The sequence below is a fragment of the Olleya sp. HaHaR_3_96 genome, from assembly GCF_019278545.1.
Lineage (GTDB): Bacteria > Bacteroidota > Bacteroidia > Flavobacteriales > Flavobacteriaceae > Olleya.
In genome coordinates, this window is record NZ_CP058987.1 from 443,495 (window position 1) to 458,662 (window position 15,168).

The 15,168-nt window shown below is 33.9% G+C and carries 15 protein-coding genes; 8 read left to right on the top strand and 7 right to left on the bottom strand.

The window, feature by feature from the left end:
* Positions 1-34: 34 nt before the first annotated feature.
* The 4 genes from H0I26_RS01845 to gdhA form a co-directional block, all read right to left on the bottom strand.
* On the bottom strand, positions 35-2,443 hold the full coding sequence (locus H0I26_RS01845; RefSeq protein ID WP_218700769.1) for a TonB-dependent receptor domain-containing protein: 2,409 nt from the start codon (positions 2,441-2,443) through the stop codon (positions 35-37).
* Between the two features lie 4 nt (positions 2,444-2,447).
* Positions 2,448-3,170 carry a DNA repair protein RecO gene (gene recO, locus H0I26_RS01850; RefSeq protein ID WP_218700770.1) on the bottom strand — a complete coding sequence of 241 codons (723 nt, stop codon included), beginning with the start codon at positions 3,168-3,170 and terminating at the stop codon, positions 2,448-2,450.
* Positions 3,170-5,539, bottom strand: a complete 2,370-nt coding sequence (locus H0I26_RS01855; RefSeq protein ID WP_256935234.1) for an ABC transporter substrate-binding protein — start codon at positions 5,537-5,539, stop codon at positions 3,170-3,172. The genes recO and H0I26_RS01855 overlap by 1 nt, the downstream gene beginning before the upstream one ends.
* A 126-nt stretch (positions 5,540-5,665) precedes the next feature.
* The gene (gene gdhA, locus H0I26_RS01860; protein WP_218700771.1) at positions 5,666-7,009 is read right to left on the bottom strand and encodes an NADP-specific glutamate dehydrogenase; all 1,344 of its coding nucleotides are present in this window, start codon (positions 7,007-7,009) and stop codon (positions 5,666-5,668) included.
* Positions 7,010-7,234: 225 nt separating this feature from the next.
* On the opposite strand from gdhA, the gene H0I26_RS01865 reads away from it, so the two are divergent.
* Complete coding sequence (locus H0I26_RS01865) at positions 7,235-8,035, top strand: THC0290_0291 family protein (RefSeq protein WP_218700772.1); 801 nt, start codon at positions 7,235-7,237, stop codon at positions 8,033-8,035.
* Positions 8,036-8,109: 74 nt separating this feature from the next.
* Here H0I26_RS01865 and H0I26_RS01870 read toward each other — a convergent pair whose 3' ends face one another.
* Positions 8,110-9,249, bottom strand: coding sequence for a cystathionine gamma-synthase (locus tag H0I26_RS01870; protein ID WP_218700773.1), 1,140 nt, complete (start codon positions 9,247-9,249; stop codon positions 8,110-8,112).
* A 92-nt stretch (positions 9,250-9,341) separates the two neighbouring features.
* On the opposite strand from H0I26_RS01870, the gene H0I26_RS01875 reads away from it, so the two are divergent.
* Complete coding sequence (locus H0I26_RS01875; RefSeq protein WP_218700774.1) at positions 9,342-10,067, top strand: PdaC/SigV domain-containing protein; 726 nt, start codon at positions 9,342-9,344, stop codon at positions 10,065-10,067.
* Here the strand turns inward: H0I26_RS01875 and H0I26_RS01880 are convergent.
* Positions 10,064-10,519, bottom strand: a complete 456-nt coding sequence (locus H0I26_RS01880; RefSeq protein ID WP_218700775.1) for a DinB family protein — start codon at positions 10,517-10,519, stop codon at positions 10,064-10,066. The genes H0I26_RS01875 and H0I26_RS01880 overlap by 4 nt on opposite strands.
* 91 nt (positions 10,520-10,610) lie before the next feature.
* On the opposite strand from H0I26_RS01880, the gene H0I26_RS01885 reads away from it, so the two are divergent.
* From H0I26_RS01885 to H0I26_RS01895, 3 genes are all read left to right on the top strand, one after another.
* Positions 10,611-11,087: an OsmC family protein gene (locus H0I26_RS01885; RefSeq protein ID WP_218700776.1), complete on the top strand. Its 477-nt coding sequence runs from the start codon at positions 10,611-10,613 to the stop codon at positions 11,085-11,087.
* 70 nt (positions 11,088-11,157) lie between these two features.
* Complete coding sequence (locus H0I26_RS01890; protein ID WP_218700777.1) at positions 11,158-11,514, top strand: arsenate reductase family protein; 357 nt, start codon at positions 11,158-11,160, stop codon at positions 11,512-11,514.
* Complete coding sequence (locus H0I26_RS01895) at positions 11,504-12,400, top strand: DMT family transporter (protein WP_218700778.1); 897 nt, start codon at positions 11,504-11,506, stop codon at positions 12,398-12,400. The genes H0I26_RS01890 and H0I26_RS01895 overlap by 11 nt, the downstream gene beginning before the upstream one ends.
* Here H0I26_RS01895 and H0I26_RS01900 read toward each other — a convergent pair.
* Positions 12,381-12,860, bottom strand: coding sequence for an acyl-CoA thioesterase (locus tag H0I26_RS01900; protein ID WP_101015575.1), 480 nt, complete (start codon positions 12,858-12,860; stop codon positions 12,381-12,383). The genes H0I26_RS01895 and H0I26_RS01900 overlap by 20 nt on opposite strands.
* 117 nt (positions 12,861-12,977) lie before the next feature.
* Here H0I26_RS01900 and H0I26_RS01905 point away from each other — a divergent pair, with 117 nt between their 5' ends.
* From H0I26_RS01905 to nadD, 3 genes are all read left to right on the top strand, one after another.
* Positions 12,978-13,838: a YicC/YloC family endoribonuclease gene (locus H0I26_RS01905; RefSeq protein ID WP_218700779.1), complete on the top strand. Its 861-nt coding sequence runs from the start codon at positions 12,978-12,980 to the stop codon at positions 13,836-13,838.
* A 12-nt stretch (positions 13,839-13,850) separates the two neighbouring features.
* Positions 13,851-14,438 (top strand): guanylate kinase, encoded by a 588-nt coding sequence (gene gmk / locus H0I26_RS01910; protein WP_136583159.1) that lies wholly within the window; start codon positions 13,851-13,853, stop codon positions 14,436-14,438.
* Between the two features lie 97 nt (positions 14,439-14,535).
* Positions 14,536-15,114 carry a nicotinate (nicotinamide) nucleotide adenylyltransferase gene (nadD, locus tag H0I26_RS01915; RefSeq protein ID WP_218700780.1) on the top strand — a complete coding sequence of 193 codons (579 nt, stop codon included), beginning with the start codon at positions 14,536-14,538 and terminating at the stop codon, positions 15,112-15,114.
* Positions 15,115-15,168 lie beyond the last annotated feature (54 nt).

The window sequence follows — 15,168 nt, forward strand, 5'->3', positions numbered from 1 at the left end:
AAAAAAAGGCCTCAATTTAGATTGAGGCCTTTTTTTATAAACTATATTTTAAAGAAACAATAAGATTTCTACCAGGAGCAGCAATACCAGAAGAATAGGTCCTATAACGTTGATCCGTTATATTTTCTAAAGCAGCAGTTATTGTTACATCATCTCCTATTTGATACTGCGTTCTTAAGTTTAAAGTGTACCACGAAGGTGAATATGGATTTCCATTCTGATCTAAGGCATATATATAATCCTTCTCCGCTTCTGAAGGCGCGAGTTTATTAAATGACAACGCATTATTATAATTAACAAAACCATCAACCTTTACTCTATCCTTTTGCCAAACGACATGCGTGTTTCCAAAATTAGGGACAACATGCCTAACAGGGACTTCCACGCCATCAGTTTCCTCTGTTCCACCAATAACATTATATTGAGATGTTAATTTAAATGATTTTGAAAAATTAACTTGAGCTCCAACTTCAAAACCGTAAATCCAAGATTTTGAAGCATTCTGTATAGATTGTACATTACTTAGCTCGCCATCATATAAAATTTGTGTTTCACCATTTAACGTCCCATTACGTCTAACTAGAGCATTATCTAAATAAGTATAATACGTTGCCATATCTAAAATAACAACTTTATCAAAATTCAGCTTTAATCCTAATTCACCACTATACGCATATTCTGGATCTAAATTATCATTTGGCACAACAACAGAGCCTGGTTCCGAATCAAACACTTTACCAGTATCATCAATATTTGGCGCTCTAAATGCTGAAGACAGATTAAATTTCCATTGTAACATTGGGTTAGGCAACCAAGTAACACCTGCTGTCCCTGTTAACGCATTTGCCGTATTATTCGACTCAGAAAAAGGTAAATCTAAAAACTGATTATTCTCAGTAAAATCTGCCTTTTGAGTGACAATATTATAACGTAAACCCGATTGAAATACAACCGTAGTATTTGGTTTATATTTATAGCTCGCATATACAGCTCCACTTTGCCATGTCGCACCATCAGGGTATCTTGACACTGTTTTATCTACTGTATTAGTCTCTATGTTTTCAGTATAACCTAAAGACCCGACAGTATTATAAACATATTCAAAACCATAAAATAAGTTTGATTTTTTGCTAAGTTTTTTTTCGAAATCGATATTAAAAGATAAGGCATCTACAGACTCTTCCCTAACGTTTCTATCGCTATCTTGAAAATCTCGATCCATTCTACTTTCTTGAAAATTTTGATAAGCTATCGTCGTTTTTATATTATCATAAAACGTTGCATTACTGCTACGTTTGGTGACACTCAAGTTAGACATAAACCATTTTTGAGGACCATAATTCCATTCTGCAGATCGTAACGCATCACCTCTATAGCGTATTAGCCTGTCATAACGCGAGTAATCCGATGTTGCTGTATAAAACAAACCAAAATCAATATCCAAATCTTCTGCAGCTTTATAACTAACCTTCTGCATCAAATTAATTTGGTTATATCCCGTAAATTTTTGAATTCTAGAATCGTTATTTTCTACAATAACATCTTGACCATTCTCCGTAATAACATATTCTGGTCTTAAATAAGCATCTGGTCCATGACTTCCCATGGTTAAGTCATTAAAGTCGGTATAACTAATATTAGTTAAAAAAGCCCATTTTTGATAGCCTACATTTACATCAATATGCGCCGTTTTTTCCTGACTTGCTGTTGCGTAACGCAACAACACATTACTCTTTATCTTTAGAGTATCCGAAAATGAAAACTGTGGTTTTTTAGTATAAAAACTCATCACTCCTCCAATAGCATCACTGCCATAAATGATTGAACCAGCCCCCAGAGTAACTTCCGTGTTTTGTATTGACAAAGGATCAATAGAAATAACATTTTGAAGATTTCCACCTCTAAAAATAGCATTATTCATTCGTACACCATCCACAGTAATTAGTAGTCTATTGGTTGAAAAACCTCTAATCATTGGACTACCTCCACCCAATTGACTTTTCTGTATGTATACTTGACCTGTAGCCTCTAGCAGGTCTGCACTAGTTTGTGGATTATTAAAAGTAACGTCCTTAGCAGATACTGTTGCAATAGTTTTGGGAATATCTTTTTTTCGTTGTCCAAAGTTGGAAGCAGATATCACAATCTCATCCAGACCTTGTTGACTAGCCGTTAAATAAACATGCTTATTTTTAATATTACTTTTTCTAATCTCTTTTAACTTATGAGATATGTGCTGAAAATAAAGCAAATCTGTAGATTTAAAGCTATCCAAACTTGCTTCTCCATTAAGATTTGTGATTTCACTTTTAGATTTGTCCGTATTATAAATGGCCACTCCAAAAACAGGTTCATTAGTGGTTTTATTTAGCACTTTTATAGTTTGTGCTGACACCGAAAACGAGAAAAAGAATAGTAAACAAATGCTAAAAAGAAACTTCATATTTTTAATTAAAAACGTCATTAAGGATTTGTAAAGATTTTGGTTTTTTGAAATTCCCCAAATGTAATTCAAAATACACTAAAATAAGAGCCAAAAAAGATTGTCTTTGTTTTGCGTTAATTTTGATACTATCTAAGTCATCAAATGACGTGCCTAAAAGCTGTTTTAATAGTGTTAAATTTTCTCCTGAGACATTGTACTTAGAGATGCTTTCTTCTTGAAATTCGCCATCGTACAAATTAAAACATAAAGCAGTTTCCATTTCCGTTTGATCTGGATAAAACCCCAAGTATTTAGTTAATTGTAAAAGAAACAATAAATGAAAATTAGAATAACTATCATTGGTATCCAACCATTGTAAAGTGGTCTGGATATAACTATACAAAGAATCATTCTGTTCTTCTTCCTGTAAAGCATGTGATAAAACTTCGGCCAAAAACATGACAATAGCACTCTTTAAAATATTGGTATGAAGCGACGCATATAAAAAATCTGTTCTTATATCTTTTATATACTGCAAAGAACGGTTTGGCTTATAATCTGTATTTAATTGTAATTGTGATAATGGCTGGAAATAGGCCACTTTTTTATTGCTTTTTTTTGAAGACAACACCCCTTTTAACAAATAACTAACAACCCCTTGTTTTTGCGCGTAGCATTTAACAATTAAATCGTTATCCCTAAACCTAAGCTTAGACAGTACAATGGCATTAGTAGCGACTAACATTATCTTATAACCATTACTTTTAACACCTTTGTTTCAAAAGTATCTAAATCGTTAAGCATAATTAAATACACGCCAGAGGCTACAATGTTACCACCTAAATTTTTACCATTCCATAATGCGGTCCCACCATCTATTTCAAGATTATAGCCATTAAATCTAGAGTTTGTTCTAGACGCTGCTTCCGCCACTAGATTACCTTCAATATCAGTAATTTTAATATTTACATTTTCCGAAATATCTCTTATTTTAACTTTATCCGTTAAAATATTAAAGTTTGGTCGCACTGGGTTAGGATAAACAAAAGCATCTTCTAATGTAGATTGAGGCTTGGAAGCATCAGATCTAAAAGATACTAAGCCTTTATCTGTTGCTATATAAATAATACCATTGACATCATCAATATCAACATCTAATACATCGTTTGTTGGTAAAGGTGAATTGTCTTTAGTAAAATGAAAAATAGTTTTTTGTCCGTCCGAAGAAAAATAATAAAGCCCGGTATCTAATGTTGCAATCCATTTATTATTAGAACCATCTACTTCGATATCTGTTATGTATTGCTGAAACAACAACTCGCTAGCATCACCATTATCCAAAACAATAATATCATCTATCTCTGGTGTTCCATCTATAAAGTCGTTAGTATTATAAATAATTCTCAGACCTTTATCTGTTCCCATCCACAACTGACCGTTTCTATCAATATCTAAAGCAATAACAGCATCAGAGGGCATACCTTCTGCTTCACCAATAGCATTAAAACCGCCCGTACTTTGGTTATAACCAATAATTCCAAAATTATATGACCCTGTAAAAATAGTATTATTAGCATCTACAATAATTGAAGCAAAGCCTTCATTATCCTGAGCTGGATCAATCACATCTAAATAACTGTAAGAAGTCCATTGCCCTCCTTTATATCTATTTAAAGGAGAATCATACCGACTATTCATTACCCAAAACGTTCCTTCAGAATCAAAAACCGATGCATGCACAAAATGGTTATTTGTAAGAAAGGGATATAAAGTACTATTATCCTCATTAAAAAACATTGCTGGCACATTGTTCTCTAATTTTAAAAGCCCACCAATAGAAGAACTAATATAAGCTTCATTTGCATTTAAAGGATCAATAGAGATATGAGATAAAGATCTAGGATCTGCAGTTATATCCAAGATATTAGCATAACTCACATTCTGCCAAGAATCGTTAAAATAATGACTAACACCCGCTCGTTGGTTACTGATTGCATAAGGATTAAAACTAACATCATAACCGCCATGAGTACCATATATGTGACCTGATAAAGTTTTAATTTTGAAAAAATTATTTAACAACGGTCCATTGGGGTGAATTTCGTCCATGACAGCTGGATCACTAACTGTCGTTTTTAAAACCCCAAATCCCGTCTTACCAGCAGCTGGATTTCCTTTAGTTCCAACATAAATTGTATTAGATTCATCAATTAAGGCACACGTATAGTTAACGTCAAATTCAATTGTATTAATAACTTGAGCTACCGTTGCAAAACTTTCCGGATTATACACATAAACTTCCCTTTGTGTTGTTACCACTAATTGGCTACTAGAAATTCTCATATCTTCAATAAAATGTGCATACGTAGCCTTAAGCTGTGGTGTATTGCTCACAAATTCATACACTCTTTTATTAGAATCGTATAAAAACAATTGTTCACCGACAGCTTCTATTCCAATCCAATTACCAGCAACAACCTGTATCCACTCTTGATAATCTATAAGATTTGGATTAGTTAACAACCCTTTTTTTAATCCAGAAGCAGTTGCCGCATAAATAAATCCATCTAAAATTGTCGTTTGAGAAATTACTATTTGCGAGCCACTAGCTCCTATATAATAAGTATCTCCAAATTCCAACCTATCTAAATTATAGACAGAAATACCATAATCCGTAGATATATAAACAGTATCATCTATTAAATTAAAATGATTTATTTTTTTATCACTTTGAGGAATTGTTGGTTTCTCTAAAATATCAACGACAGATAAAACAGAATTATTCACCTCATCATAGATTTGAATTAAGCCATTTTCAAACCCAAGAAAAAGTAACCCACTATCTTCTGCATATTTTATAACTGATATTGTTTCTCCCGACAATCCATGTATCGTAGATAGTGTTTCAATCTGATTGGTGTTTTTATCATACACAAAAACAGCGTTGTCTGAGGCTCCAAAGACTTTTTCACTACCTTGAGAAACATCCTTAACATTCAAATAAGAAAAATGACCAGTCCACTCATCAGAAAAATCCTGAGCACTACCGACTTGTATAGTTAAAAAACTTATACAGAAAATAAACAATTGAAAATTAATCTTATTTGTGAACATGCTTTTAAAATCAATAATAAAACTCAAAAATACCACAATTTATTGTATCCAAGATATTAATCTATAACACTAAAAAACCCCTAATCTTAATAAGATTAGGGGTTTTAATACTTATACTAATTTTTATTAAACTACGCCTTGCGCTAACATAGCATCAGCAACTTTAACAAAACCAGCAATATTTGCTCCTTTTACATAATCTACTGTACCATCTTTTTGAGTACCATACTGCACACAAGAAGAGTGAATATCATCCATAATTTGATGAAGTTTAGCATCAACTTCTTCTCTAGTCCAATTGTAACGTAAAGAATTTTGGCTCATTTCTAAACCTGAAGTAGCTACACCTCCTGCATTAGATGCTTTTCCTGGAGAAAACAACACTTTAGCTTTTTGAAGAACTTCAATAGCTTCTGGTGTCGTTGGCATATTTGCACCTTCAGCAACAACTAATACCTTATTATTAACTAACATTTCAGCTTCCGCTTTATCCAACTCATTTTGAGTTGCACATGGCATTGCTATATCACAATTAACACTCCAAGGTCTTTCCCCTTTATGGAACGTCGCCGAAGTATACTTATCTGCATACTCGCTAATCCTACCTCTGTTAATGTTTTTAATTTCCATGATATACGCTAATTTCTCAGCATCTATACCATCTTTATCGTGAATATACCCAGATGAATCTGACATTGTCACAACTTTACCACCTAACTCTGTTGCTTTTTCACAAGCATATTGAGCAACGTTTCCTGATCCAGAAATAACAACTGTTTTTCCTTCAAAAGAATCATTTTTAGTCGCTAGCATATTTTTTGCAAAATATACCGTACCATAACCAGTAGCTTCAGGTCTGATTAAAGAACCTCCGTAAGACAATCCTTTACCTGTAAGTACTCCTGTAAATTCGTTTGTCAAACGCTTATATTGACCAAACATATAACCAATTTCACGTCCTCCAACACCAATATCTCCTGCAGGCACATCTGTATTAGCACCAATATGTCTAAATAATTCTGACATAAAAGATTGACAGAAACGCATCACTTCGTTATCGCTCTTTCCTTTTGGATCAAAATCACTTCCTCCTTTTCCTCCACCCATTGGTAAAGTGGTTAGAGAGTTTTTAAAGACTTGTTCAAAACCTAAAAACTTTAAAATACTAAGGTTTACTGATGGATGAAAACGTAATCCTCCTTTATAAGGTCCGATAGCCGAATTAAATTCTACTCTAAACGCTCTGTTTACTTGTGTGTCACCTTTATCATCAATCCAAGGCACTCTAAAAATTATTGTGCGCTCTGGCTCTACCATACGCTCCAATAACATCTTACCTTGATACTTTGGGTTATCCTCTATAAACGGAATTACAGTTTCTGCAACTTCGTGTACTGCTTGCAAAAATTCTGGCTCATTACCATTTTTTTGTCTTACTAAATCTAAAAACGTTTCAATTTTATCTTTCATTATGTAAATAATTACGATACTGTTATACAATCCATAAATATGTACTGCAAAGATACATTATCTTTAATACAGCACCTACTTTTTTTTTGTTTTCGCAATCGTTATAGTTGATTTAAATATATTAAAATAATTAAATTAAGATGATGCGTTTTATCCTTAAAATTTGCGGGTTCGTCGGGATTTTATATATTTGCCTTATAAATAGCCTCTAAATAAAGCCTTATTATGCTTAACCCTAAACAATTGATATTAGCTGTACTTATATTATTAAGTGCTAGCCCTGCGTTTTCTCAATTAGGCTTTTCTCACGAAATCGGCATAATCACTGGCCCTGTAGCCTTTAAATCTGACTTTGGAGAACGTCAAGATTCTGACACAAACTCTGGCAATACTGGTTTTGGTATTGGTTTAGTTCACTACATGAACTTTGCTTATCAAGCCAATTGTAATTGCTATACGACCGATAATTATTTTAATGACCACTTTAAATTACGTACAGAGATTTCTTATAATAAAACAAAGCTTAAACACTTAGGACATTGGGTACAAGACTCAAAAACCAGTGATGAAGCGGACCGATTAAGAGGTCATACTGGTGAATCTAGTAATTTTGATATCGGAATGCAATTAGAATTTTATCCTTTAAGCATCCGCTCTTTTCAAGCCTTTGGATATAAGTTAGCTCCATTTGTAAGTTTAGGAGCACACTTTGTTTCATACAACCCAGAAGTATACACAGATTATGATAATGGTAACAATGATGTCGGCAACGTATTAGACAGCAATAATTTTTACTCCCTATGGGAACCAGGTTCTGTTAGCCCTGAATCAGGATCTACTTGGGCTATCGTTTCAAGTATTGGTGTGAGATATAAATTAGACCGCTCATCAGATTTGATGTTAGATCTTAGAGGTCAGTATTATTTTAGCGATTGGGTTGACGGTTTGGACCATCAATTAAATTCTAACAAGAATAACGATTGGTTAGTTTGGTTAAATGTAGGTTACATTTATTACTTAGATTAACAGAAAAAATATAGTGTTAAAATAAAAAAACTCAAGTTTACACTTGAGTTTTTTTATTCTCAAATCGTTATAAACTACCCTAAAGCCTGACGTAAATCGCTTATTAAATCGGCCTCATCTTCGATACCAACACTTAATCGTATTAAACTATCTACAACACCTATCTTTTCACGTTCTTCCCTTGGGATACTAGCATGTGTCATACTTGCAGGATGCCCACAAAGTGATTCCACACCACCCAAAGATTCAGCTAAAGTAAAGACCTTAAGGTTTTCGACAAACTTAATGGCTTCGTCATAATTATTTCCTTTAGCTACAAAACTCACCATACCACCAAAACCACTCATTTGTGCTTTTGCAATATCATGGTTGGGATGATTTTCAAAACCTGGCCAATATACTTTTTCCACTTTAGGGTGTGTATTCAAAAATTCGGCTACAGCCTTCCCATTCTCACAATGACGCTGCATTCTAACATGCAAAGTCTTAATACCACGCAACGCTAAAAAGGCATCTTGTGGGCCACATATCGCGCCACTTGCATTTTGTATAAAATACAATTTATCTGCCAACGCTTTATCTTTTACGATTAAAGCCCCCATGACTAAATCACTATGTCCGCCAAGATATTTGGTTGCGGAGTGCATAACAATATCCGCCCCAAGCTCTAAAGGCTGCTGTAAATAAGGAGTTGCAAACGTATTATCGACAGCTAATAGCACGTTATGCTGTTTCGCTATTTTTGCAATAGCCACAATATCAATAATATTTAGCATTGGGTTAGTTGGTGTCTCTACCCAAATCAATTTAGTGTTATCAGTAATAAACCCCTCAATATCCGAAGCTTTTTGCATATCCACAAAATGAAATTGAATTCCAAAACCCTCAAAAATCTTGGTAAACAAACGATAGGTACCACCATATAAATCACTAGTACAAATCACTTCGTCACCAGGCTTTAAAATTTTCATAACCGCATCAATCGCCGCTAAACCTGATCCAAATGCCAATCCAAAGGCTCCATTTTCTAAACTTGCAAAGGCATTTTCTAAAGCTTGACGTGTGGGATTATGTGATCGTGAATACGCAAATCCCTTGTGTCCCCCTGGTGTCATTTGTGCATAAGTAGACGTTTGATATATTGGTGGCATCACAGCTCCATACGCTGGATCTGGTTTTTGACCACCATGTATTGTTTTTGTGTTAAATTTCATGGCAAAAATCTTTGTTAGCCACGAAATTAGTTTTTAAATTCGTGGTATTCAAACTAGAACAATACCTTTAGTCTATGTTTAACACTTTATCTATGTCAAAATCAACAGTATTTGCTGTGTTTACCTGTTTATTATTAACTGTTTCTTGTCAAAAAGACAAAGTCCTAACGTTTTCTGAAACTCAAATTTCAAAAGAAAAAGAAACCTTTGTAGAAATAATTATCCCAAAAGCACAAGGGAAATCTAAAACCGCTAAAAACATAAACAACACACTAACTCGATTTGCGTGTGATGTATTAAATATAGACAGCGGTAAAAACAAAAAAGAATCGATAGAAGAAAGCATTACAGCCTTTAACGACGCCTATATTAATTTTAACAAAACGTTACTTGCCGAGTTTGGCACCAAATTTCCGAGATGGGAAGCCCTTATTGATGGCGAAGTATCTTACCAAAGTGAGGGCCTTGTAAGCATTGCCATGAATGGGAGCATCACTACAGGAGCAGCCAGCAGTAACTTACAATTTAAGTTTTTTAATTTTGATATAGCAAACGGAAAATCACTAGCCACTAAAGACATCATCAATAACATGGATGCCTTCAAAACTATCGCAAAGAAATATTACGATAAGGAAATGCTCACGACTTATACTAGCGTATCAAACGGTGCTAAAAACTTTGAGCTTCCAAAAACCATCGGCTTTAACGACGATGGTGTTATTATTGTCTACGATAATTTTGAATTGGACAATTTTACTAAAGAGCTTATTGAATTCACCATTCCTTTTACAGTAATAGACCAATATCTAAATTACTAGATATTTTTTTTAAGTGCTAAAATATACCCTAAATGGATGCCTTCATGGAAGGTATTAAATGTAATGGCATCTTCCGCAGTCCTTAACGTACTTTTGGTAGACACTGTGTATTCATTATACGTTTTAAACACTTTATTATTATAATCGTCTTTCGTTTTTTCGATAGTAGAAAACAACAACCCTTTTACTTCATCAACCTCAGCCTGCGTCACATCGCCTTCCGTTTTTGTTCCTTTTTTGTAAGCTTCGACTAGCTTGTCACTAATAAGCATCTGAAAACCAGATAATTTATACACCAACAATTGTTGCGTTACAACCGTGTGCGCCACATTCCAAAAAATATTATTAGTATAACCTTCTGGCACTTTATTTAGCTGTTCTAAAGTAAAGCTTTCTAAAAAATGGTTTAATAAGTGTCTGTTTTTTATAGTTACATCAAAAGTAAAGTCCATAGTATTTCAATTTTTGCCACAAGTAACTAAATAAAAAAAACTTAAACTAATTACAATTGGATTTTTAACTTTAGACCTTAATATTTTAAAAATGAAAACCCACCAGTATCAAGCGACCATACATTGGACAGGCAATCTAGGACAAGGCACCTCGCATTACAAAACGTATAATCGCAACCATAGTATAACCGCAAAAGATAAAACGCAACCTATTCTAGCCAGTGCAGATCCTGCCTTTTTAGGTGATCAGACGCGGTATAATCCGGAGGAATTATTAGTATCCTCAATCGCCTCTTGCCACATGCTTTGGTACTTACACCTCTGCGCAACTAATAACGTCATAGTCCTAAGTTACACAGACCAACCCGAAGGCACCATGGAAGAAAACAATAACGGAAGTGGCCAATTTACAAATGTTACTTTACACCCTAAGGTTACTGTCCAAAATACAAGTATGATAGCCAAAGCCAATCAATTACATCACGACGCCAACGCCATGTGCTTTATAGCGCGATCCTGCAACTTTCCGATTTTACATAACGCTTTCGCGGAAGCTCCGCCGTGCTAAAACTAGTTTTAATTAAAAAATAGAGGTCTTTTTATCAAAAAAAACGACCTTTGACAAAATGTTTACCCTTATGAAAAAAGTATACTACCTAAAAACCTGCAGTACTTGTTTACGTATTTTAAAAGAACTTGATTTGCCTTCAGATTTTGAACTTCAAGACATCAAAACAAATCCTTTAACAGTAGACCAAGTTGAAGAACTAAAAGCATTATCAGGTAGTTACGAAGCGTTATTTAGCAAGCGCGCCAAACTATATAAAGAGAAAGGACTTAAAGATCAAAACTTAACCGAAAAAGATTACAAACAATATCTTTTAGAACATTACACCTTTTTAAGCAGACCAGTCATAGTAATTAACGACGCTATATTTATCGGAAACTCTAAAAAAACAACCGAAGCCACAAAACTAGCACTTAATGAAAGCTAGGTATTGGGCATTACTGGCGGCATTATTAGTACAAGTCTTATATGGCTTAAACTATACATTCGCTAAAAACGTCATGGTCGGTGGTTTTGTAAAACCCTTTGGATTCATTGTACTTCGCGTAGGCGGTGCAGCACTTTTATTTTGGTTATTTAGTTTTTTAGGACCAAAGGAAAAAATAGAGAAGAAAGATTTTTTAACCTTACTCTACGCTGCCTTTTTTGGAGTTGCTACAAATATGCTTTTATTTTTTAAAGGTCTTGAGCTAACCACGCCAATACACGCTTCGGTAATAATGATTATTACTCCTATTATTGTATTATTACTATCTTCTTTTTATTTACAAGAAAAAATTACACGATTAAAAATAGTAGGTGTCATTTTTGGATTTACAGGTGCCGCAATTTTAACCATTTATGGTAAATCAGCAAGCCCAGGAGACAATGTGTTTTTAGGTAATCTTATGATTTTATTTAATGCTATCTCCTATAGTATTTACATTATAATCATCAAAAAGCTAACTTACAGATACCATCCCTTTACATTTATAAGATGGTTGTTTTTAATAGGTTTCTTTATGGTACTACCGTTTGGATTTAACGATATTCTGGCTATTAACCTGTCCTCATTTACACCATATATCTGGTTCTCGGTACTATTTGTTATAGTGGGTGCTACTTTTGGAACTTATTTATTAAACCCTTTAGCTTTACGACATTTAAAAGCCTCTACAGTAACCGTATTTATTTACCTACAACCATTAATAGCAGGTATTTATGCAGTAATAGCGGGTAGTGATGCTGTGACAGCGGTAAAACTAACAGCATCATCCCTAATCTTTTTTGGTGTGTATTTGGTTACTAAAAAACCTAAAGTTTTAAATCCTTAGGTAAACGTCCATGCAAGCGCATGTCCTCTTTAGTTAAAATTTTAAAGTCTTCCGTTTTTGGAAATTTATTAGCCATTTCTAATAAGTCTGCAGATAATCCTGTCAGCTTTCTAGTTTCTAAATTAATCCATGCGCCTACAATTTCGCAAAATGCTAAATTTTGACCTTTACTATTATAAAAGTTGTGATCAAATTTAAAAAACATCCCATCCTCACTTAAACCAGACACTTCTAAACTAACCGTTATTGGCTGTCCTAAAAAAGCTTCCTTAAAATAGTGCACATGCTCATGGAAAACAACCGGACCAATACCTGCCTTACTTAAGGCCATTAAAGAAAACCCATGGTCTTGTAAAAAAGCGGTTCTAGTATGAGACATGTAGTTAATATAAGCCGAGTTTGCTAAATGTCTATTAGCATCAATATCACTCCATCTAATTTCAAAATCCTTTTTGTACATAATTTTCAACTTTTGTTATTTCAAAATTACAATAATTAGAACGTGGCTCATAATAAATTTTCGATTTCTTAACCGTTAACATTTTACTTACCTTTGCCGCAATTAATTAGTGTGTATATGATTTATTCAATGACAGGTTATGGCAAATCTGTATTACAATTGCCAACAAAGAAGATAACTATAGAGTTAAAATCGCTTAACAGTAAAAACCTAGATTTGAATGCACGCATGCCTTCAATTTACAGAGAAAAAGAACTAGACTTACGTAAGCTAATGGCGAAGCAGTTAGAACGTGGTAAAGTAGACTTCTCTATCTACGTAGAAACAACTGCAGATGATACCTCAACACAAATAAATGCACCAGTTGTTAAGCAATATATGCAACAACTAAAGGCGGTTTATAATGCTGGTAATGATATCGAATTACTAAAAATGGCAGTTCGTTTTCCTGATGCTTTAAATACCGTTAGAGAAGAAATTGACAATACAGAATGGGCACAGATTGAAGCCGAAATAACAGTCGCTTTAAATAGCTTAAAAGACTACAGACTAAACGAAGGTAAAGTCCTAGAACAAGATTTTAACGATCGTATAAAAAATATAGCAGCGCTATTAGCGCAAGTTATCGCTATGGATCCTGAGCGTGTTGAAGGTGTGAAAGAGCGTTTAAGAAAAGGCGTTGAAGAACTAAAAGAGAAGTATGACGAAAACCGTTTTGAACAAGAACTGGTCTACTATATCGAAAAATTTGACATCACTGAAGAAAAAGTACGTTTGGACAATCACTTAAACTACTTTATAGAAAGCATAAACAGTACAGATTCTAACGGAAAAAAATTAGGATTTATCGCACAAGAAATTGGACGAGAAGTTAATACTATTGGGTCAAAAAGTAATTATGCACCAATGCAACAATTGGTTGTACAAATGAAAGACGAATTAGAAAAAATTAAGGAACAATTATTAAACGTCCTTTAAAAAACTAGACTTTTGACTGAACACACTAAAAAACAAGGTAAACTAATCGTATTTTCAGCACCTTCAGGTTCTGGAAAAACAACTATAGTAAGACATTTACTAAAACAAGACCAGCTAAACTTAGCCTTTTCTATCTCTGCCACCTCTAGAGAGAAACGCGGTACGGAAGAACATGCTAAAGACTACTACTTTTTATCTGCTTCAGACTTTAAGCAGCACATCAAACACGACGACTTTTTAGAATGGGAAGAAGTGTACAGAGATAACTTTTACGGGACTTTGAAAACGGAAGTCGAACGCATTTGGGCTTTAGGTAAAAACGTAATTTTTGATATTGATGTTTCTGGAGGCTTACGTATTAAACGTAAATTCCCAGAAGAAACCATTGCTATTTTTGTTAAGCCACCAAGTATTGACGAGCTTAAAATACGTTTAAAAAAGCGCAAGACAGAAACTGACGACAAGATAAACATGCGTATTAGTAAAGCCAGTGCAGAACTTGCCACTGCCCCTTTATTTGATGTTATTATAGAAAATGATAATCTTGACAAAGCATTACAAGAAGCAGAACATTTAGTTAGCGATTTTATTAAAAAATAATCACATCCTGTCAACTCTGGTGGTTTTTGAAGTGTAAAAAGGTATAGCACCAGCACTAAAAACACTTTGACTACACTAAATATGACACCATTAAAAAATGAAAATAGGCTTATACTTTGGATCTTTTAACCCGATACACATTGGGCATTTAATAATTGCTAACCAAATGGTAGAAAATAGCGATTTGGATCAAATTTGGTTTGTGGTAACGCCACACAACCCATTTAAAAAGAAAAGCTCGTTGTTAGATAACTACCAACGCTTAGAAATGGTATATCTAGCCACTAAAGACTACGACACGCTTAAAGAGAGTGATATCGAGTTTAACTTACCTCAACCCAATTACACCGTTAATACCTTAGCGTATTTAACAGAAAAGTATCCTGACAAGGATTTTTCTTTAATTATGGGAGAAGACAACTTGAAAAGCTTTCATAAATGGAAAAACTATCAAGTGATTCTAGACAACCACCATATTTACGTCTATCCAAGAATAAGTACTGGCACAATAGAAACCCAGTTTGATAACCACCCTAAAATACATCATGTTGAAGCACCAATCATGGAAATATCTTCAACCTTAATACGTAATAGCATTAAAGCCGGTAAAAACATCAAACCATTATTACCAGAGCATGTCTGGGCATATTTGGATGAGATGAATTTTTATAGGTAGTACGACTATTCTATGATCCTTTGTAATAATTTTAAGTAAATTCGCTTAAATATA